Annotated in this window: 18 protein-coding genes; 15 read left to right on the top strand and 3 right to left on the bottom strand. The window is 45.3% G+C overall.

Translation table 11 applies throughout. The features are described 5' to 3' along the window. Positions 1-89: 89 nt before the first annotated feature. The 7 genes from tkt to D8797_RS06980 all read left to right on the top strand — a co-directional run bounded on the left by tkt (position 90) and on the right by D8797_RS06980 (position 7,976). On the top strand, positions 90-2,066 hold the full coding sequence (gene tkt, locus D8797_RS07010; protein ID WP_125379798.1) for a transketolase: 1,977 nt from the start codon (positions 90-92) through the stop codon (positions 2,064-2,066). A gap of 119 nt (positions 2,067-2,185) precedes the next feature. Beyond that, positions 2,186-2,521: a preprotein translocase subunit YajC gene (gene yajC, locus D8797_RS07005; RefSeq protein ID WP_005591861.1), complete on the top strand. Its 336-nt coding sequence runs from the start codon at positions 2,186-2,188 to the stop codon at positions 2,519-2,521. 217 nt (positions 2,522-2,738) lie between these two features. Beyond that, complete coding sequence (gene uppS / locus D8797_RS07000) at positions 2,739-3,488, top strand: undecaprenyl pyrophosphate synthase (RefSeq protein WP_005591862.1); 750 nt, start codon at positions 2,739-2,741, stop codon at positions 3,486-3,488. Positions 3,489-3,503: 15 nt separating this feature from the next. Then, the gene (locus D8797_RS06995) at positions 3,504-4,307 is read left to right on the top strand and encodes a phosphatidate cytidylyltransferase (protein ID WP_005591863.1); all 804 of its coding nucleotides are present in this window, start codon (positions 3,504-3,506) and stop codon (positions 4,305-4,307) included. 70 nt (positions 4,308-4,377) lie between these two features. Further along, positions 4,378-5,637, top strand: a complete 1,260-nt coding sequence (rseP, locus tag D8797_RS06990; RefSeq protein WP_125379797.1) for an RIP metalloprotease RseP — start codon at positions 4,378-4,380, stop codon at positions 5,635-5,637. A gap of 17 nt (positions 5,638-5,654) precedes the next feature. Next, positions 5,655-7,505: a proline--tRNA ligase gene (locus tag D8797_RS06985; protein WP_005591865.1), complete on the top strand. Its 1,851-nt coding sequence runs from the start codon at positions 5,655-5,657 to the stop codon at positions 7,503-7,505. Between the two features lie 90 nt (positions 7,506-7,595). After that, positions 7,596-7,976: a PH domain-containing protein gene (locus D8797_RS06980; RefSeq protein ID WP_005592305.1), complete on the top strand. Its 381-nt coding sequence runs from the start codon at positions 7,596-7,598 to the stop codon at positions 7,974-7,976. Between the two features lie 100 nt (positions 7,977-8,076). Here the strand turns inward: D8797_RS06980 and D8797_RS06975 are convergent, their stop codons facing one another. Beyond that, the gene (locus D8797_RS06975) at positions 8,077-8,544 is read right to left on the bottom strand and encodes a hypothetical protein (protein ID WP_125379796.1); all 468 of its coding nucleotides are present in this window, start codon (positions 8,542-8,544) and stop codon (positions 8,077-8,079) included. Between the two features lie 150 nt (positions 8,545-8,694). Next, a complete protein-coding gene (locus D8797_RS06970; protein ID WP_125379795.1) occupies positions 8,695-9,237 on the bottom strand; it encodes a DUF1307 domain-containing protein in 543 nt (180 codons plus the stop codon). Positions 9,238-9,404: 167 nt separating this feature from the next. On the opposite strand from D8797_RS06970, the gene D8797_RS06965 reads away from it, so the two are divergent. The 5 genes from D8797_RS06965 to D8797_RS06950 all read left to right on the top strand — a co-directional run bounded on the left by D8797_RS06965 (position 9,405) and on the right by D8797_RS06950 (position 16,250). Continuing rightward, positions 9,405-13,793 (top strand): PolC-type DNA polymerase III, encoded by a 4,389-nt coding sequence (locus D8797_RS06965; protein WP_125379794.1) that lies wholly within the window; start codon positions 9,405-9,407, stop codon positions 13,791-13,793. An 11-nt stretch (positions 13,794-13,804) separates the two neighbouring features. Further along, a complete protein-coding gene (locus D8797_RS06960; protein WP_032906159.1) occupies positions 13,805-14,491 on the top strand; it encodes a class I SAM-dependent methyltransferase in 687 nt (228 codons plus the stop codon). A gap of 19 nt (positions 14,492-14,510) precedes the next feature. Then, a complete protein-coding gene (locus D8797_RS10160; protein WP_002911653.1) occupies positions 14,511-14,663 on the top strand; it encodes a hypothetical protein in 153 nt (50 codons plus the stop codon). A 21-nt stretch (positions 14,664-14,684) separates the two neighbouring features. Then, positions 14,685-15,926 carry an aminopeptidase gene (locus D8797_RS06955; protein ID WP_125379793.1) on the top strand — a complete coding sequence of 414 codons (1,242 nt, stop codon included), beginning with the start codon at positions 14,685-14,687 and terminating at the stop codon, positions 15,924-15,926. 93 nt (positions 15,927-16,019) lie between these two features. Continuing rightward, positions 16,020-16,250 (top strand): GlsB/YeaQ/YmgE family stress response membrane protein, encoded by a 231-nt coding sequence (locus tag D8797_RS06950; protein ID WP_125372128.1) that lies wholly within the window; start codon positions 16,020-16,022, stop codon positions 16,248-16,250. A 66-nt stretch (positions 16,251-16,316) separates the two neighbouring features. Here the strand turns inward: D8797_RS06950 and def are convergent, their stop codons facing one another. Next, on the bottom strand, positions 16,317-16,949 hold the full coding sequence (gene def, locus D8797_RS06945; RefSeq protein WP_005591873.1) for a peptide deformylase: 633 nt from the start codon (positions 16,947-16,949) through the stop codon (positions 16,317-16,319). 194 nt (positions 16,950-17,143) lie between these two features. On the opposite strand from def, the gene D8797_RS06940 reads away from it, so the two are divergent. The 3 genes from D8797_RS06940 (at position 17,144) to D8797_RS06930 (ending at position 19,642) form a co-directional block, all read left to right on the top strand. Continuing rightward, positions 17,144-18,295 carry an MFS transporter gene (locus tag D8797_RS06940; RefSeq protein ID WP_125372131.1) on the top strand — a complete coding sequence of 384 codons (1,152 nt, stop codon included), beginning with the start codon at positions 17,144-17,146 and terminating at the stop codon, positions 18,293-18,295. A 9-nt stretch (positions 18,296-18,304) separates the two neighbouring features. Further along, the gene (locus D8797_RS06935) at positions 18,305-19,033 is read left to right on the top strand and encodes a pseudouridine synthase (protein WP_125372134.1); all 729 of its coding nucleotides are present in this window, start codon (positions 18,305-18,307) and stop codon (positions 19,031-19,033) included. A gap of 114 nt (positions 19,034-19,147) precedes the next feature. Further along, positions 19,148-19,642 carry a DUF536 domain-containing protein gene (locus D8797_RS06930; RefSeq protein WP_005591876.1) on the top strand — a complete coding sequence of 165 codons (495 nt, stop codon included), beginning with the start codon at positions 19,148-19,150 and terminating at the stop codon, positions 19,640-19,642. Positions 19,643-19,935 lie beyond the last annotated feature (293 nt).

Genomic DNA, 19,935 nt, shown 5'->3' with positions numbered 1-19,935 from the left:
AAAATTTCATATAATGGAAATAAGAAAAATGAGCGTAGGAATGTCTGCTGGTTGTAGCAGCCCGCTAAATTTTTTATAAGGAGAACTCAATGTCACAATTATCTGTTAATGCCATTCGCTTTTTAGGAATTGACGCGATTGAAAAGTCTAAGTCAGGTCACCCTGGTGTCGTGATGGGCGCTGCGCCGATGGCTTACGACCTATTTACCAAACAGCTGCGTATCAATCCAGAAGAGCCAAATTGGATTAACCGCGATCGCTTCGTTCTATCTGCAGGACACGGCTCTATGCTGCTTTATGCCTTGCTCCATCTGTCTGGCTTTAAAGATGTCAGCATGGAGGAAATCAAGAACTTCCGCCAATGGGGCTCTAAGACACCAGGTCACCCAGAGTTTGGTCATACAGCTGGAGTTGATGCGACGACTGGACCATTGGGACAAGGGATTTCTACAGCGACTGGATTTGCTCAAGCAGAGCGTTTCTTGGCTGCTAAGTACAACCGTGAAGGCTATCCGATTTTCGACCATTACACTTACGTAATCTGTGGTGATGGCGATTTGATGGAGGGAGTTTCAGCTGAGGCGGCTTCTTACGCTGGTCTGCAAAAGCTGGACAAGCTGGTTGTCCTCTACGATTCAAATGATATCAACTTGGATGGGGAAACTAAGGATTCCTTTACAGAAGATGTTCGTGCCCGCTATGAAGCTTACGGATGGCACACTGCTTTGGTGGAAGATGGAACAGACCTTGCAGCGATTGATGCGGCTATCAATGAAGCGAAGGCTTCTGGCAAGCCATCTTTGATTGAAGTTAAGACAGTTATCGGTTACGGTTCTCCAAACAAGCAAGGAACCAATGCAGTTCACGGTGCGCCTTTAGGAGCAGAAGAAGCGGAAGCCACTCGTCAAGCCTTGGGATGGGACTATGCGCCATTTGAGATTCCTGAGGAAGTCTATGCTGACTACCGTACAAATGTAGCAGAGCGTGGTGCCGCAGCATACGATGCTTGGAAACAGCTAGTAGAGGACTACAAGCAAGCCCATCCAGAATTGGCAGCAGAAGTAGCAGCTATCATCGCTGGTCAGGATCCAGTAGAAATCAAACCAGAAGACTTCCCAGCACTTGAAAATGGCTTCTCTCAAGCGACCCGTAATTCTAGTCAGGATGCCCTCAATGCAGCAGCTAAAGTGCTTCCAACTTTCCTCGGCGGTTCTGCTGACTTGGCTCATTCCAATATGACCTACATCAAGGAAGACGGCTTGCAGGATGATGCCCACCGTCTCAATCGCAACATCCAATTTGGTGTGCGCGAGTTTGCCATGGGAACAATTCTCAACGGTATGGCGCTTCATGGTGGTCTTCGCGTTTACGGTGGTACCTTCTTCGTCTTCTCAGACTATGTTAAGGCAGCTGTTCGTTTGTCTGCTTTGCAAGGCTTGCCAGTGACCTATGTCTTCACACATGACTCAATTGCAGTTGGTGAAGATGGACCGACTCACGAGCCGATTGAGCATTTGGCTGGTCTGCGTGCGATTCCAAACCTGACTGTCCTTCGCCCAGCAGATGCGCGTGAAACTCAGGCAGCTTGGTACCTGGCCCTTAAGAGCCAATCTACTCCGACTGCTCTGGTCTTGACCCGTCAAAATCTGACAGTCGAAGAAGGTACAGACTTTGACAAGGTAGCTAAAGGTGCTTATGTAGTCTACGAAACAGGAGCAGATTTCGATACTATCTTGTTGGCTTCTGGTTCTGAGGTTAATTTGGCTGTTGAAGCTGCTAAAGCACTGGCAGCAGAAGGTGCTAAAATTCGCGTGGTCAGCGTACCATCAACAGAGCTGTTTGACGCTCAAGATGCAGCCTACAAAGAAGAAATTCTACCAAATGCAGTTCGTCGTCGCGTAGCGATCGAGATGGCAGCTAGCCAGCCTTGGTACAAGTATGTCGGTCTGGACGGTGCAGTTATCGGAATCGATCAGTTCGGTGCATCTGCTCCAGCAGGCAAGGTTCTGGAAGAATACGGCTTTACAGTTGAGCACGTAGCAGAAGTTGTTAAAAATCTTAAATAAAAAGACTTAAGATCAGGATGCTAGTCATCCTGATTTTTTTGGAAATCATTTTCCTGCCTTGTCAAACGGGCCAAAATCTGCTATAGTAATTAGTAGATGAATTCCAAAGGAGAAGAGAAATGAATCCAACAATGATGATTATTTTTTTTGTTGTACTAGTAGGGATGATGTATTTCCAAGTACGGACACAGAAAAAGCAAGCTGAAAAACGGATGGAGAGCCTTAATAAACTGCAAAAAGGCTATGAAGTCATTACTATTGGTGGTCTTTACGGAACTGTTGACGAAGTTGATTCAGAGCGTAAGACTGTTGTCTTGGACGTAGACGGTGTTTTCTTGACATTTGAATTGGCAGCCATTAAGACTGTTTTGCCATTGACAGAAGGTATCCCAGCTGCTGCAGGAGTGGAAGGCGATATCGCTGTGTCTGATGAAGATACTGCCATTGAAGAATAGGATACAGGACAGCCGAGAGGCTGTCTTTTTTATTTTAAGGACATATTGTAAACTCATCTTTTACAATATTATAGTTGCACAACACTAGCGAAACCTGTCTGCATACACTACCAGCTATTCATCATCAGCTCTGATAGACGAAAAATCAGCTCTCCTGCCCACATTTAAAGGATTTATGATATAATGAAATGATAAAACTTTAAATAGGATAAAAAATATGTTTAGTTTTAAGAAAAAAGAAAAGCTCGATGAGGCCTTGCTTGTTCCCAAGCATATAGGCATTATCATGGATGGCAATGGTCGTTGGGCTAAAAAACGTATGCAGCCGCGCGTCTTTGGTCATAAGGCAGGTATGGAAGCCTTGCAAGAAGTGACGATTGCAGCCAAGGAGATGGGTGTGCAGGTCTTGACAGTCTATGCCTTTTCAACGGAAAACTGGACGCGACCAGAAAAAGAAGTGTCTTTCATTATGAATTTGCCGGTTGAGTTTTATGACCGCTATGTGCCAGAATTGCACAGAAACAATGTAAAAATTCAAATGATTGGCGACACGAAGCGCCTTCCTAAAGCTACTTTTGAGGCCTTGGAGAAAGCTGAAGATCTGACTCGCTTGAATACGGGGCTGATTTTGAACTTCGCCCTAAACTATGGCGGACGAGCTGAGATCAATCAAGCGGTTCAGAAGCTTGCTCAAGATGTTTTAGATGCGAAAGTTCAGCCAGCAGATATTACAGAGGAAATGCTTGGAGATTATCTCTACACTAGCAGTTTGCCTGTAAGCTTGCGAGATCCTGACTTGGTTATTCGTACGAGTGGCGAGCTGCGCCTTAGCAATTTCTTGCCTTGGCAGACAGCTTATAGCGAGTTGTATTTTACAGATATCCTTTGGCCGGATTTCGATGAGAAGGCTTTGAAGGATGCAGTTGTAGAGTATAATCGCCGTAATCGCCGCTTCGGCGGTGTATAAAGGAGGGAGAAAAAGATGAGTTTAGATTTACAAAGACGTCTTCTTTTTGGAGGAATTGCTCTAGCTATTTTTATACCTCTAGTGAAGATGGGAGGGATTCCCTTCCAGATCAGTGTTGGCCTTTTAGCTATGCTAGCAGTGCATGAATTGCTTAAGATGAAGGGGCTTCCGACAGCGACCTTGGAGGGCGGATTGGCTATGCTGGCAGCTTTCGTCTTGACCCTGCCACTTGAAAATTACTTGAAGTTTTTGCCCGTGGACGGCAATGTGATGGCTTATGGCTTGGTTGTTTTCGTCTTGCTAGGAGCGACTGTTTTAGGTTCCTCTTATAGCTTTGAAGATGCGGCTTATCCGATTGCTTCTAGTTTTTATGTCGGTCTAGGTTTTAATGCTTTGATCGATGCCCGTTTGGTGAATGTGGACAAGGTTTTGCTGGCCCTCTTTATCGTCTGGGCGACAGACAGTGGGGCCTATCTGGTTGGTACTCGCTACGGACGGAGAAAATTATTGCCAAAGGTATCGCCAAATAAAACCATTGAAGGCAGTTTAGGAGGCATTATCTCAGCGGTGTTGGTTTCGGCGATTTTTATGTCTGTTCGTCCGCAAGTTGCCACTCCATATAGTTTTGTGACCATGCTGCTCTTGACAGTTGTCTTTAGTATTGCTGGTCAATTCGGCGACTTGGTAGAGAGCGCCATCAAGCGTCACTTTGGTGTCAAAGACTCAGGGAAGTTTATTCCTGGGCATGGCGGTGTTTTGGATCGCTTTGATAGCTTGCTTTTTGTCTTCCCACTGATGCACCTCTTTGGCCTGTTCTAAGGAGTTTGGTGGCCAAGCAGCCGAAAGCCTTCTTGGCTTAATGAACAATCTTAAGAGAAAGATTAGACTTATGCAGATTATTACATTTATTATTATTTTTGGGGTCATTGTGGTGGTTCATGAATTTGGACATTTCTACTTTGCCAAAAAATCAGGTATTCTAGTTCGTGAGTTTGCCATTGGGATGGGCCCGAAAATCTTTGCTCATATTGGCAAGGATGGAACAGCCTACACGATTCGAATTCTGCCGCTAGGTGGATATGTCCGTATGGCTGGCTGGGGCGAGGATTCGACAGAAATCAAAACAGGTACGCCAGCTAGTCTAACTCTGAATGAAGATGGAAAAGTCGTCCGTATCAATCTGTCTGGCAAGAAAATCGATCAGACGGCTCTACCCATGAATGTGACCAGTTTTGATTTTGAAGAAAAACTGGAGATTACAGGGCTGGTCTTAGATGAGACCAAGACTTATTCTGTTGATCACGATGCGACCATTGTTGAGGAAGATGGGACAGAAGTACGGATTGCTCCTCTAGATGTGCAGTATCAAAATGCTAGTATCTGGGGACGACTCATTACCAACTTTGCGGGTCCCATGAACAACTTTATCCTGAGCATTGTCGTCTACTCTCTCCTAGCCTTTATGCGAGGAGGAGCAGTGGACTACTATAGCAATCATGTTCAGGTTGTTCCTCAAGGAGTGGTGGCTAAGGCTGGTTTGAAAGACAATGACCAGATCGTTCAGGTCAATGAATACAAGGTTTCCAATTGGGATGAGTTGACAGATTCTGTCCAGAAGGCAACCCGTAACCAAGGAAAAAATCCAGAAGTAACGATTACCTATGAACGAGATGGAAAGACTCAAAAAGTGACGGTCCAACCAGAAGAAGATGGGGGACGCTATTATATCGGTGTGACCAATGCTGTCAAGACGGGCTTTTTCGATAAGCTTCTGTCAGGTGTGACAGATACTTGGTACACAGCAAGTCGTATCTTGACGGCCTTGAAGGATATCATCTTCCACTTTAGTTTGAACAAGTTGGGTGGTCCAGTAGCGATCTACAAAGCGAGTTCGCAAGCAGCGGAGCTTGGACTTCCAGCTATCCTGTCCCTGATGGCCATGTTGTCCATCAATATCGGAATCTTTAACTTAATCCCTATTCCGGCCTTGGATGGTGGGAAAATCTTGATCAATTTGATCGAGCTGGTTCGTCGCAAACCGCTCAAGCAGGAAGTAGAGACCTACTTGACCCTTGCTGGAGTGGCGGTCATGGTTATCTTGATGATTGCCGTTACTTGGAACGATATTATGAAATTATTTTTGAAATAGAAAAGGAATGAATCTGAATGAAACAAAGTAAAATGCTTATTCCAACACTTCGCGAAATGCCAAGTGATGCGCAGGTTATCAGCCACGCTTTGATGCTCCGTGCGGGTTATGTTCGTCAAGTCTCTGCAGGTGTCTATTCATATCTGCCACTTGCTAACCGTGTGATCGAAAAAGCTAAGAAGATCATGCGCCAAGAATTTGATAAGATTGGTGCGGTTGAGATGTTGGCTCCAGCCCTTCTCAGTGCGGACCTCTGGCGCGAGTCAGGTCGTTACGAGACCTACGGTGAAGACCTCTACAAGCTGAAAAACCGTGAGAAATCAGACTTTATCCTAGGGCCAACCCATGAGGAAACCTTTACGGCTATCGTCCGTGATTCGGTTAAATCCTACAAACAGCTGCCGCTTAATCTCTATCAGATTCAGCCTAAATACCGCGATGAAAAGCGTCCTCGTAACGGGCTCTTGCGGACGCGTGAGTTTATCATGAAAGATGCCTACAGTTTCCACGCTAACTATGACAGCTTGGATGTAGCTTATGATGAATACAAGTCTGCCTATGAGAAAATCTTTACCCGCAGCGAGCTGGATTTCAAAGCCATTATCGGCGATGGTGGTGCCATGGGGGGCAAGGACAGCCAAGAATTCATGGCCATTACGCCGGACCGAACAGATTTGAATCGCTGGGTTGTCTTGGACAAGTCTGTAGCCAGCTTTGATGAAATTCCTGCAGAAGTACAAGAAGAAATCAAGGCAGAATTGCTTAAATGGATGGTTTCTGGTGAAGATACCATTGCCTACTCTAGCGAGTCTAGCTATGCGGCCAACCTAGAAATGGCAACCAATGCTTATAAACCAAACAAAAAAGTAGTGACTGAGGCAGAGTTGGTGCGTGTAGAAACCCCTGACTGCAAGACCATTGATGAGGTGGCAGCTTTCCTACAAGTTGATACAGAAGAAACAATCAAGACCTTGGTCTACATGGCTGATGACAAGCCTGTTGCAGCCCTTTTAGTTGGAAATGACCAACTCAACGAAGTCAAGCTGAAAAATCATTTGGGAGCTGATTTCTTTGAAGTCGCTAGTGAAGAGGATGTTCGTCAGCTCTTGGGCGCAGCCTTTGGTTCTCTAGGACCAGTCAATCTGCCAGAAGATGTGACTATTATCGCGGACCGTAGAGTCCAAGACCTTTCTAACGCTGTAGCAGGAGCCAATGAAGATGGCTACCACCTGACTGGTGTTAATCCAGGCCGTGACTTTAGTCCTGAATATGTGGATATCCGCGAAGTTCGTGAAGGTGAAGTGTCTCCGGACGGTCAAGGTATCCTTAAGTTTGCTCGTGGGATTGAGATTGGGCATATCTTTAAGTTAGGAACTCGCTATTCTGACAGCATGAACGCCAATGTCTTGGACGAAAATGGCCGTGCCGTACCGATGATTATGGGCTGTTATGGTATCGGTGTCAGCCGCCTCCTCTCTGCTGTTATGGAGCAGCACGCTCGTCTCTTTGTCAATAAAACTCCTAAGGGTGAATTCCGCTATGCTTGGGGCATCAACTTCCCTAAAGAACTGGCACCATTTGATGTACATTTGATTCCGGTCAATGTCAAGGACGAGGAAGCTCTGGCTCTGACTGACCAAATCGAGGCTAACTTGCTAAGTGCTGGTTATGAGGTCTTGGTGGATGATCGCAATGAGCGCGCGGGTGTCAAGTTCAGCGACAGCGATTTGATTGGTCTCCCAATCCGTGTGACAGTTGGTAAGAAAGCCGCAGAAGGCATCGTCGAAGTCAAGATTAAGGCTACGGGCGATACCATTGAAGTCCACGCTGATAATCTGCTAGAAACTCTGTCTATTTTGACAAAATAAAAACAACTGCCAGTTTTATCTGGCAGTTTTCTTTTGCTTATTAGCCTTGAAAATGCTATAGTAGGGAAAAATGAATTGGAGGATCAAAACATGGGATTATTCAGCGGTTTATTGGGCAATGCTTCTCAGAAAGATATTGAAAAAACAGAAAGAGAATTGGAGAACATTCTGACGCCGGCAGAAAATGTGGAGTTATCTTTCAGTCTGATTCGCGACTTGATTGTCTTTACAGATAAGCGGTTGATCTTGGTGGACAAGCAGGGAGTGACAGGCAAGAAAACGGCTTATAAGTCTTATCCTTATCGCTCCATTTCTCGCTTTTCAGTGGAAACGGCTGGCCACTTTGACCTGGACGCTGAACTGAAAATCTGGGTTTCCAGCGCTGAGGAACCAGCTGAAACCCTAACCTTCCGAAGTGATAAAAGTGTCATTGCTATCCAAAAAGCGCTGGCAGAAGCGGTATTGAGATAAAAAGCGGTTGAAACCGCTTTTTTTGCAAACAAAAACTAACCATAGCTTATTAGCTTGGTTAGTCCATAAATAAAGATTGACGATCTGGAATACTTCCCATCTAGTTGTCTTCACTAGGGAAAGATTCACCAAAATGCAGCTCAGAGTATGGAGTTTCAAAATGACCTCCGTCATAAGTTACCTTGACTGAACTTATTCCAAAGTCAACGATTATTGGTTTTGCAGCTGTTAAAAAGACATAGCGATTAGCGTTTTGTTTTATATCATAGACTTTTACTGCTCCGTAAATGGAATCGGAAGAATAGATATCTCCATTTTTAGTTGATTTGCTTATTTCAATGGTCTTCTTAGTAGGAGAGTAGGATAAATTATAGGCTTCTTTTTTTCCGATGCCTTGAGTAATAAAAGTTTCGTTGTCATCACTTTTAGCTTGAAAGTGAATAAAATTTTTATCAAAACTTTGCTGAGCGTTGTTCATAACGAGAAATACATTTACTCCCCATGCAGCTAAGCCCAAAATAAGAAGAGAAGCGATACCAATAAAAACAGTTTTTTTAGTTAAGCGCATAAAAACTCCTTGAAAATCATGCTATTGGAGAAGTGAATGCCAATAGCTTGCTCTATAAAATATTTTCTAAGTTTTTTCTTGCTGGCGAACTAAGGACTTGGCTAGCAAGACTGGATAGTTTCTAAAGTATAAAATCAGTCCGAAAAGATTTTATTCTTCTGTGAATCCTTGAGATAGCAGAAAAGCAAAGAAATCTTCGGGCTTTTCCTTAAGGTTTTTGAATAGGTTATCTTTAGTTGTTTCCCCTAAAGCAGCCATGACTTGTTTTTCTTTTGCTTTGCTGAGATCAAAGTGGGCAACTTGTGCAACGGTTTTCTTGTCCTCTGAAACTTTGACTTCAAGTGTGACTCCATCTAACTTGCTGAATTTATCATAAAAGTCACTGGCTTTCAATTCTTCTTGATAAATGTTGATGATTTCTTCAGGACTCTTACTTTGCTCGTCCTCTTGAGTCGGTTTCGTAGCCATAAAATCGAAGGCTCGAATCCTATCTTTTTGATAATAAGCGACAATTTTATTATTGTATCCGTTAGGCATGTTGTAAGCAAAAGTCTTGGTTTTTACTTTCTCTTCTTTTTTTGGCTTGCTTTGGCTCTGACTTTGGTTGGGCTTGCTTTCGTGTTTAGTTTGCTTAGGCATGCTGCAGGCAGTCAAAGCCAGCAGACAGGCGCTAGCTAGTAAAATTTTCTTCACAGTTAAGACTCCTTTTGATAAATGTTTTTTCTATTATATCATAACTTAGTTTTAAGACAAGAAAACATATAAATATATAGGTATCAACAACTTTACTCCGCTCTTTTTCTGTCGAAAAAAGTGCTGATTTATGGTAAAATAGGGTCACTACTGTACGAGGAAATGTCATGTCAAACAAGTTTGAAATTTTAATGCATCAGCTGGATATGCCACTGGAAATGAGAAACTCAGAGGCCTTTTTGAATGCAGAAATTGAGAAGGTTCTGGTCCACAAGGTCAGTCGGGTCTGGGAGTTTCATTTTTCTTTTGTAAATATTCTGCCCATTGAGATTTTTCGGGAATTGCAGAAGCGCTTAGCTCAAGAGTTTTCTAAGACAGGTAATCAAGCTGTTTTTGAAATTCATTGTCAGGCGCCTCAGGTATCGGATGAGCTCTTGCAGGCTTATTACCAGCTGGCCTTTGAGGAGGGGCCTTGTGCCAGTCATGGCTTCAAGAGTCTTTATCAGGATTTGCAGGTTCATTTGGATGGGGACAAGCTGCTGATTGAGGGGGCTTCAACCATTGATACGGAGCATTTTCGCAAGAATCACCTGCCCAATCTCAGCCGGCAACTGGTCAAGTATGGTTTTCCTCATCTGACCTGTCAGGTTCAGCACAGTGATGAACTGACCCAGCAGCAAGCGGAGAATTTCCAGGCGGAGAATGACAAGATTGTTCAGGCGGCCAATGAAGAAGCGCTCAAAGCCATGGAATCTCTGCAACAGATGGCACCGCCGCCAGAAGAAAAACCGACTTATGATTTCCAAGCTCGCAAGGCTGCGGCTAAACCAAATCTGGACAAGGCAGAGATTACTCCTATGATCGAAGTTCAGACTGAGGAAAACCGTCTGGTCTTCGAGGGAATGGTCTTTGACATGGAGCAGAAGGTCACTCGGACCGGCCGAGTCTTGCTTAACTTCAAAATGACAGACTACACTTCCAGCTTCTCCTTGCAAAAATGGATGAAAAACGAAGAAGAAGCCAAGAAGTTTGACATGATTAAGAAAGGCGCCTGGCTGCGCGTGCGCGGAAATGTGGAGATGAACAACTTCACTCGTGACCTGACCATGAATGTGCAGGATGTCCAGGAAGTTACCCACTATGAGCGCAAGGACTTGATGCCTGAGGGACAGAAGCGGGTCGAGTTTCATGCCCATACCAATATGTCTACTATGGATGCCCTGCCTGAGGCAGAGGAAATCGTTGCAACGGCCGCCAAGTGGGGCCACAAGGCTGTCGCCATTACTGACCATGGCAATGTGCAGAGCTTCCCCCATGGCTACAAGGCTGCCAAGAAAGCTGGTATTCAGCTGATTTACGGCATGGAGGCCAATATTGTAGAAGACCGGGTTCCCATCGTCTACAATGAAGTGGACATGGAGCTGAGCGATGCGACCTATGTAGTCTTTGACGTGGAAACGACAGGCCTTTCGGCGGTCTACAATGACTTGATTCAAGTTGCTGCCAGCAAGATGCATAAGGGCAATATCATCGCTGAATTTGATGAGTTTATCAATCCTGGCTATCCTCTGTCGGCCTTTACGACGGATCTGACTGGGATTACTGATGAGCATGTCCGCAACGCCAAGCCGCTAGAGCAAGTTCTGAAAGAATTTCAGGAATTTTGTCAGGATAGCGTCCTCGTTGCCCATAATGCTACCTTTGACGTGGGCTTTATGAATGTCAACTATGAGCGTCATGGCCTGCCGAAAATTACCCAGCCAGTCATTGACACGCTGGAATTTGCCCGCAATCTCTATCCAGAGTACAAGCGCCATGGTCTGGGGCCTTTGACCAAGCGATTCCAGATTGCCTTGGAGCATCATCACATGGCTAACTATGACGCGGAAGCGACGGGCCGTCTCCTCTTTATCTTTATCAAGGATGTGGCTGAAAAGCATGGTGTGACTAATCTCAAGGATCTGAATACGGATCTGGTCGATGAGAATTCCTACAAGAAGGCTCGGGTCAAGCATGCGACCATTTATGTAAAAAATCAGACGGGGCTCAAGAATATTTTCAAGTTAGTCAGTCTGTCCAATACTAAATATTTTGAAGGTGTCCCTCGGATTCCACGGACTGTGCTGGATGCCCATCGTGAAGGCCTGATTCTGGGTTCAGCCTGCTCAGAAGGCGAAGTCTATGACGCCGTTGTCTCTCAGGGGGTGGATGCGGCTGTCGAAGTAGCCAAGTACTATGACTTTATCGAGGTCATGCCGCCGGCTATCTATGAGCCGCTGATTGCCAAAGAGCAGATCAAGGATCAAGAAGAACTGCAGACCATTATTCGCAATCTGATTGAGGTCGGAGATCGCTTGGGCAAGCCTGTCCTTGCGACGGGGAACGTTCACTATATCGAGCCGGAAGAAGAAATCTATCGTGAAATTATCGTCCGCAGTCTTGGTCAGGGAGCCATGATTAACCGGACCATTGGCCATGGTGAAAATGCCCAGCCGGCTCCGCTTCCTAAGGCTCACTTCCGGACCACCAATGAGATGCTGGACGAATTTGCCTTTCTAGGCGAGGATTTGGCTAAGAAACTGGTCATTACCAATCCGAATCAGCTGGCGGAGACCTTTGAGCCGGTCGAGGTGGTCAAGGGCGACCTCTATACACCTTTCATTGATAAGGCTGAGGAGACAGTTGCCGAGCTGACCTATCAAAAGGCCTTTGAGATTTATGGGAATCCTCTGCCGGATATCGTGGATTTGCGGATTGAAAAAGAGTTAACCTCTATCTTGGGGAATGGCTTTGCCGTGATTTATCTGGCTTCGCAGATGCTGGTGCAACGCTCCAATGAGCGGGGCTATCTGGTAGGTTCACGGGGGTCTGTTGGATCCAGCTTTGTTGCGACCATGATCGGGATTACCGAGGTTAATCCCTTGTCACCCCACTACGTCTGTGGCAAATGCCAATACAGCGAGTTCATCACAGACGGCTCCTATGGTTCTGGATTTGATATGCCGGATAAGGACTGTCCAGAGTGTGGCCACAAGCTGAGCAAGAACGGTCAGGATATTCCATTTGAGACCTTCCTTGGATTTGACGGGGACAAGGTACCCGATATTGACTTGAACTTTTCCGGAGAGGATCAGCCGAGCGCCCACTTGGACGTGCGGGACATCTTTGGTGAGGAATATGCCTTTCGGGCTGGAACCGTTGGTACCGTTGCGGCTAAGACGGCTTATGGATTTGTCAAGGGCTACGAGCGCGACTATGGGAAGTTCTACCGAGACGCCGAAGTTGAGCGTTTGGCGCAGGGAGCTGCTGGTGTCAAGCGGACGACTGGACAACACCCAGGTGGAATCGTTGTTATTCCTAACTACATGGATGTTTATGACTTTACACCGGTCCAATATCCAGCTGACGATGTGACAGCCGAGTGGCAGACCACCCACTTTAACTTCCACGATATCGATGAAAATGTCCTCAAGCTAGACGTTCTGGGACACGATGATCCGACCATGATTAGGAAGCTTCAGGACTTGTCAGGCATTGATCCTAATGACATTCCTATGGATGATGCTGGCGTCATGGCCCTCTTTTCTGGAACAGACATTCTGGGGGTGACTGAGGAGCAAATCGGCACGCCGACTGGTATGCTGGGGATTCCGGAGTTTGGGACCAACTTTGTACGGGGCATGGTTGATGAGACCCATCCGACCACCTTTGCAGAGCTCTTACAGCTATCTGGTCTCTCTCATGGTACGGATGTTTGGCTGGGTAATGCTCAGGACTTGATCAAGCAAGGGATTGCCGACTTGTCCACCGTTATCGGCTGTCGGGACGACATCATGGTTTACCTTATGCACAAAGGCTTGGATCCTAAGATGGCCTTTACGATCATGGAGCGCGTGCGGAAGGGCCTTTGGCTGAAGATTTCTGAAGAAGAGCGCAACGGCTACATCGCAGCTATGAAGGAAAACAATGTGCCAGAGTGGTACATTGAGTCCTGTGGAAAGATCAAGTACATGTTCCCCAAGGCCCATGCGGCAGCCTACGTTATGATGGCCCTGCGGGTGGCCTACTTCAAGGTGCATCATCCGATTTATTACTATTGTGCTTATTTCTCCATCCGGGCTAAGGCCTTTGATATCAAGACTATGAGTGGTGGCCTTGATGCCGTCAAACGCCGGATGAGCGAAATCGCTGAAAAGCGCAAGAACAACGAAGCTTCCAATGTAGAAATTGACCTTTATACGACTCTGGAAATCGTCAATGAAATGCTGGAGCGGGGCTTCAAATTCGGCAAGCTAGATCTCTACAAGAGCCACGCGACCGAGTTTCTCATCGAAGGAGATACCCTTATCCCGCCTTTCTCTACCATGGACGGTCTGGGTGATAACGTTGCCCGCCAATTAGTTAGAGCGCGGGAAGAAGGTGAATTCCTTTCTAAGACAGAGCTCCGCAAACGTGGCGGCCTCTCTAGCACCCTAGTCGAAAAAATGGACGACATGGGTATTCTAGGAAATATGCCCGAGGATAACCAGTTGAGTCTGTTTGATGAGTTTTTTTAAGAAGGATGTTTATGGAAAATATTACGGAACAATTTAATGCGGTTGCTTTAGAATACGATTGGGTAACTACTCTTTTGGAAGGCAAGCCCGATTATCTACTGGATAATTTGCCTGACCGTAGAGTTTCCGCTTTGGATATTGGTTGTGGCGGAGGGAATACCTGCATTTTTCTGTCTTCATATTTTCAACATGTGACAGGAATAGATCTTTCTGTGGATTTTCTGCAGATAGCAAAAGATAAAGTAGAAAAAGAAGATTTACAGAATGTAGAATTACTGCAGGATGATTTTTTAACCGCTGTTTTTGAGAAACAATTTGATTTTATTTTCAGTCGAACGACATTTCATCATTTGGACATCCCTGAAGCTTTGGAAAAATGTAAGAAATTACTAAAGCCAGGTGGCATCCTGTTTGTTATGGACAATGTATCAGAAAAGCCCACTCCTTCAACTTGGACCTATGTTGTAGGCGCTTATTTAGATTTTCCTCGACACTGGAAAAGATTCGGCTTGAAAAATGCCAGAAGAATCTTCAAACATAGCACCTCCAAATCTTGGCTCAATCATTTAGCAACAGATCGCTACCTTTCTAAAAAAGGATATGAAGAGATTTATGGGAAGTTGCTGCCAGGCTGTAAATTAATTCAGGATGGTTGGAATATGAAAGTCATCTGGCATCATAAACCAATAGATGGTTAACAAAGGAAAGGACTCTCTCATGAAACTTAGAATAAATGCCGAAGATAAGCCTGCGCAAAAGGTGTTTGATTACCAGCTGGATCTTGATCCAGATACGATTTTGAAAATGACCGCTTTGATTTGCGGCACTGTGGCAGCGGTTAGCCTGCTGTCCCTGTTTAAAGAGAATTAACAAAAGAAAAGGAGAAGCAGCATGGTTCTGCCAAATTTTAAAGAAAACTTAGAAAAATACGCTAAATTATTGGTGGCTAATGGTATCAATGTGCAGCCGGGTCACACGGTGGCGCTCAATATTGATGTGGAGCAGCGTGAGCTGGCTCACTTGATTGTCAAGGAAGCCTATGCTCTGGGTGCTCACGAGGTCATCGTCCAGTGGGCGGATGATTTGACTACGCGGGAGAAATTCCTCCATGCACCGATGGAGCGCTTGGACAATGTTCCAGACTATAAGGTGGCTGAGATGAACTATCTCCTCGAAAAGAAAGCCAGCCGCTTGGGCGTTCGTTCATCTGACCCAGGAGCTTTAAATGGCGTGGATGCCGAGAAATTATCGGCTTCTGCTAAGGCTATGGGGATAGCCATGAAGCCGATGCGAATCGCAACCCAATCCAATAAAGTCAGCTGGACAGTCGCTGCAGCAGCCGGTACAGAGTGGGCTAAGAAGGTCTTTCCAAACGCAGCCAGTGATGAGGAAGCGGTAGACTTGCTTTGGGATCAGATTTTCAAAACCTGCCGTGTTTACGAAGAAGACCCCGTGAAGGCTTGGGAAGAACACGCTGCTATCCTTAAGAGCAAGGCAGAAATGCTTAATAAGGAGCAATTTTCAGCTCTTCATTACACAGCGCCAGGAACTGATTTGACACTTGGCTTGCCTAAGAACCACGTTTGGGAATCAGCTGGTGCCATCAACGCACAGGGCGAAGGATTCTTGCCAAATATGCCGACAGAGGAAGTCTTCACAGCCCCTGACTTCCGTAGGGCAGATGGTTATGTCACTTCTACAAAACCACTTAGCTATAATGGAAATATCATCGAAGGTATCAAGGTGACCTTCAAGGATGGCCAGATTGTGGACATTACTGCTGAGAAGGGAGACCAGGTTATGAAGGATCTTGTCTTTGAAAATGCGGGTGCTCGTGCCTTGGGTGAATGTGCCTTGGTACCAGATCCAAGCCCAATTTCCCAGTCAGGTATTACCTTCTTTAACACCCTTTTCGATGAGAATGCTTCAAACCACTTGGCTATCGGTGCAGCCTATGCGACCAGCGTGGTTGGCGGAGCAGATATGAGCGAAGAAGAGCTTGAAGCTGCGGGACTTAACCGCTCAGATGTTCACGTGGACTTTATGATTGGCTCTAATCAAATGGATATCGATGGCATCCGCGAAGACGGCAGCCGTGTAGCAATCTTCCGCAATGGAGATTGGGCAATTTAAGATTTTAAGTTGTTTTGACGGGCACTTTTAATCTGACAGCTCCCACCTGCTTCTTGAAAAGTATTCTTAGAAGCATAGAAAGAAGGATCCTATATGATTGGTAGTATGTTTGTCGGTTTTATTATTGGTCTCATGGCTGGGGCTGTCACCAGCCGCGGGGAACGTATGGGCTGTATCGGAAAAATCCTCTTGGGCTGGTTTGGTTCATGGCTTGGGCAATTGCTTTTTGGCCACTGGGGACCGATGTTAGCGGGCACAGCCATTCTTCCCTCAGTCTTGGGTGCTGTGATCCTCTTGGCTCTTTTCTGGGATCGAGGCACCTAGAATAGTGTAAAAGAAATACCTAGACGTGAAAACGTCTAGGTATTTTTGATTGCAATATATGGTCGTTTATTCCAGCACCAGCATGCCGTCCTTCACTGCAAATGGATCTTTTTCATTGATGCGGTCGTAAAACATGATGCCGTTGATATGGTCAATCTCGTGTTGAACCACGATAGAATTATAGCCTTTGAGTTTGATGCGGTGTTTTTGGCCATCCTTGTCAAAGTAATCCACGGTCACTCGTGCATGACGCACAACATAGCCTGGCACTTCTCGGTCAACAGAAAGGCAGCCTTCTCCATCAGCTAGAGCAGCATCTTGCACAGAGTGGGCAACAACTTTAGGATTGTACATGACCTGAGCTAGGGAGTAGGCTTCTTTAGGTGGATTTCCTTCTTCGTCCTCCAGATTTGGCACTAACACAGCGATAATCCGCTTAGAAATATCCAGCTGAGGCGCTGCTAGACCAACTCCGCCACGGAGTCCCATTTTTTCAGCCATGACAGGATCTTGAGAATGTTTCAAGAACTGCATCATTTTCTCACCTAAAATGATTTCCTGATCAGATAAGGGGAAGCTGACTTCTTCAGCCACCGCACGCAAGGTAGGATTTCCCTCGCGAATAATATCGCTCATATCAATCAAATGAGCTGCTTTGGTTAATTTATCCATAACCGATTTTTTTTCACTAACAGACATGATTCTCTCCTTTTTCTTTCTTTCATCATAACACAAATCCCTCCAGAAATAAAGAAAGGGCTTGTCCTTTTATCAGAGGAGAAATTTTTCGAAAGAATACTCTTTTTAATGGCTGAATTTTTAAGAAAAGATGATTGCGTCTTTTTCTAAAAAGCTGTATGATAGAATGAGTGTGATTTTTAAAGGAAAATAGAATGAAAAAGTTTATGGAAAAAGTGAGTATTCTCTCACTTTCTTTAGTGTTGACGACCTCCTTTTCGATTTCCAGTGCCCAATCGGCTATGTTTGCTTTTTATAAAGACTTGCCAGAAAGTTGGATTGAATTGTTGGTCTCTTTGCCATCGGCTGGGATTATGCTCATGCTAGTTTTAAATGGCCTAGTGGAGAAATATTTATCGGAACGAAAGATGATTGTGACGGGGCTCTTGATTTTCTCTCTTTGCGGCTTTGTTCCTCTCGTGAATAAGGAATATTGGGTGATTTTTGCCTCGCGCCTGATCTTTGGTATGGGAGTTGGTTTGCTCAATGCTAAGGCCATTTCGATTATCAGCGAACGTTATGAGGGCAAGGAACGGATTCAGACCCTCGGTCTACGTGGATCGGCTGAAGTTGTCGGGACGGCTCTCTTGACACTTGGAGTGAGCCAGTTGCTTCGCTTTGGCTGGGAAATCTCTTTCTTGGTCTATGCGTCGGGGCTGATTGTTTTAACTCTCTATCTGCTCTTTGTTCCCTATGGCAAGGAGGAGAAGCATCATGAGGCTCATCAGGAAGGAAAGGGTCTGACAGCTGCACAGTGGTTTCTGACAATCGGCCTAGCCCTGGTAGCAGCCGTGATTGTCTTGACGAATGTAGTTATCAACGTGCGCGTGCCCGGCCTGGTTGAAAAGTCTGGTATGGGCAGCGTTCAGACGGCAGGTTTGATTCTTTCAAGCATGCAGTTGATTGGTATTGCCGCAGGCTTGTCCTTTGCACCTCTTCTTCATTATTTCAAGGAAAATTTATTGACGGTTGCAGGAGTGGTCTTTGGTTTTACTGCGATCATGATTGGTTTGGCACCCAATCTCTTGCTCTTGAGTGTGGTTACCATCGCTTCTGGCTTTGTTTATAGTGTCAGTCTGACAGCGATTTTTCATATTCTTTCCGAGAGAATCCCTAGCAAATCCCTGAATAAAGTGACTTCGATTGTGATTTTAGGTTGTAGTGCTGGAGCTACCGCTACAACTTTCTTTTTGTCATTGATTAGTCAATTTTCAAGCCAAGCTTCCTTTATTTTTTGCGTTTTGGGAAGTCTGATGGTTTTAATGGCAGTGCTGGCATTCGGCATTCTCAAGAAAAAGTCTGCTTAGGAGAAGAGTATGCGTTTGGATAAATTTCTAGTGGAAAGTGGGCTTGGCTCACGTAGTCAAGTCAAGCAACTATTGAAAAAAGGTCAAGTCTGGGTCAATGGGGCAGCAGTCACGTCGGCCAAGACACAGATTGATGAGCGGTCGGATAAGATTGTGGTGGATGGTCAGACCTTGGTTTATGAAAAATTTGTCTACTATCTCTTAAACAAACAAAAGGGTGTCATTTCTGCCACTGAAGATGACCGCCATAAAACGGTTTTAGATTTGTTGGACCATACTGCCCGTCAAAAAGAAGTCTTTCCTGTGGGGCGGTTAGATGTGGATACGCATGGTCTTCTGCTTTTGACCAATAATGGTCAGTTATCGCACGCTATGCTGTCTCCCAAACGCCATGTGGCTAAGGTTTATCAAGCTCAGGTTGCCGGTCTGATGGATCAGGCAGATGTTGAGCGTTTTGCTCAAGGAATCGAACTCAAAGATTTCACTTGTCAGCCTGCCCAACTCGAAATTCTTGAAAGAGATGAGGTGGCGAAGACCAGTCTGGTCCGTATCACCCTATCAGAGGGTAAGTTTCATCAGGTGAAGCGGATGGTTTTAGCTTGTGGGAAGGAAGTCACGGACCTTCAGCGTTTGTCTATGGGACCTTTGCAGCTAGATCCAAATCTGGAACTGGGGCAATGGCGACGCTTGACTAAAGAAGAAATGCAGAGCTTGGAAATTTTTCAAGTTGAACTATAGAAAGCTAGGAAAGTGGAGCAATATATTGCTTCGCTTTTTTGCTCTATTTGACAGTTAAGCCTTGATATGATAAGATTTAGGTAACTATATCTAGAAAAAGTTTCAGAGGAAATTATGGCAATTGAAAAGACAGTCAGCGAGCTGGCCGAGATTTTAGGAGTCAGCCGTCAGGCAATCAATAATCGTGTCAAGGCCTTGCCGCCAGAGGATACAGAAAAAAATGAAAAAGGTGTCACAGTCGTGACCCGCAGTGGCCTGATTAAGCTAGAAGAAATTTACAAAAAGACCATTTTTGAAGATGAGCCTGTCAGCGAAGAAGTCAAACAGCGCGAGTTGATGGAAATCTTAGTGGATGAAAAAAATGCTGAGATTTTGCGTCTTTATGAGCAACTCAAGGCTAAAGATAATCAGTTGGCTAAGAAAGACGAACAACTCCGTGTCAAGGACGTGCAAATTGCTGAAAAAGATAAGCAACTAGACCAGCAGCAACAGTTGACAGCCAAGGCTATGAGCGAGCGGGAGACTCTCCTTTTGGAGCTGGATGAAGCCAAGGAGAAGGTACAAAAGCAGGAAAACAAAGGATTTTTCGCCCGTTTATTTGGTAAATAAGAAAGAAGAGGCTGGGACAAAATTCCTAGCCTCTCAATTGTCTTTAGATTGTCGAGCAAGACGCAGTGGTTGAGTGGACTCTACTACGCTGATTTCATCAGCTTTTACAGCCCTACTCAACTGTGCGGAGGTGGGACGACGAAATCGAATTCTGACGAATTACCGATTTCTGTCCCACTCTCTATTTGTCAAAGAAGGGGTGGTGCCAAGATGGCAATAACAAGAGCGGACTCACTGTAGTAACTGTAACTTGACTGCCCCTGTTTCGCCCAAATTTCTGAAAGAAGAAAATA

It is taken from the genome of Streptococcus cristatus (genome assembly GCF_003944225.1).
In the GTDB taxonomy this organism is placed as follows: Bacteria; Bacillota; Bacilli; order Lactobacillales; family Streptococcaceae; genus Streptococcus; species Streptococcus cristatus_K.
The sequence above is the reverse complement of the archived record's forward strand: the minus strand, read 5'-3'. Positions and strand labels throughout refer to the sequence as shown.

Bases quoted from the DNA above. Each gene is read 5' to 3' on its own strand.
- D8797_RS06995 (WP_005591863.1), top strand. From the start codon at position 3,504: ATGAGTTTAGATTTACAAAGACGTCTTCTTTTTGGAGGAATTGCTCTA.
- uppS (WP_005591862.1), top strand. From the start codon at position 2,739: ATGTTTAGTTTTAAGAAAAAAGAAAAGCTCGATGAGGCCTTGCTTGTT.
- D8797_RS06955 (WP_125379793.1), top strand. From the start codon at position 14,685: ATGGTTCTGCCAAATTTTAAAGAAAACTTAGAAAAATACGCTAAATTA.
- D8797_RS06960 (WP_032906159.1), top strand. From the start codon at position 13,805: ATGGAAAATATTACGGAACAATTTAATGCGGTTGCTTTAGAATACGAT.
- D8797_RS06965 (WP_125379794.1), top strand. From the start codon at position 9,405: ATGTCAAACAAGTTTGAAATTTTAATGCATCAGCTGGATATGCCACTG.
- D8797_RS06940 (WP_125372131.1), top strand. From the start codon at position 17,144: ATGAAAAAGTTTATGGAAAAAGTGAGTATTCTCTCACTTTCTTTAGTG.
- tkt (WP_125379798.1), top strand. From the start codon at position 90: ATGTCACAATTATCTGTTAATGCCATTCGCTTTTTAGGAATTGACGCG.
- D8797_RS10160 (WP_002911653.1), top strand. From the start codon at position 14,511: ATGAAACTTAGAATAAATGCCGAAGATAAGCCTGCGCAAAAGGTGTTT.
- D8797_RS06980 (WP_005592305.1), top strand. From the start codon at position 7,596: ATGGGATTATTCAGCGGTTTATTGGGCAATGCTTCTCAGAAAGATATT.
- D8797_RS06975 (WP_125379796.1), bottom strand. From the start codon at position 8,544: ATGCGCTTAACTAAAAAAACTGTTTTTATTGGTATCGCTTCTCTTCTT.
- yajC (WP_005591861.1), top strand. From the start codon at position 2,186: ATGAATCCAACAATGATGATTATTTTTTTTGTTGTACTAGTAGGGATG.
- rseP (WP_125379797.1), top strand. From the start codon at position 4,378: ATGCAGATTATTACATTTATTATTATTTTTGGGGTCATTGTGGTGGTT.
- D8797_RS06930 (WP_005591876.1), top strand. From the start codon at position 19,148: ATGGCAATTGAAAAGACAGTCAGCGAGCTGGCCGAGATTTTAGGAGTC.
- def (WP_005591873.1), bottom strand. From the start codon at position 16,949: ATGTCTGTTAGTGAAAAAAAATCGGTTATGGATAAATTAACCAAAGCA.
- D8797_RS06985 (WP_005591865.1), top strand. From the start codon at position 5,655: ATGAAACAAAGTAAAATGCTTATTCCAACACTTCGCGAAATGCCAAGT.
- D8797_RS06935 (WP_125372134.1), top strand. From the start codon at position 18,305: ATGCGTTTGGATAAATTTCTAGTGGAAAGTGGGCTTGGCTCACGTAGT.
- D8797_RS06950 (WP_125372128.1), top strand. From the start codon at position 16,020: ATGATTGGTAGTATGTTTGTCGGTTTTATTATTGGTCTCATGGCTGGG.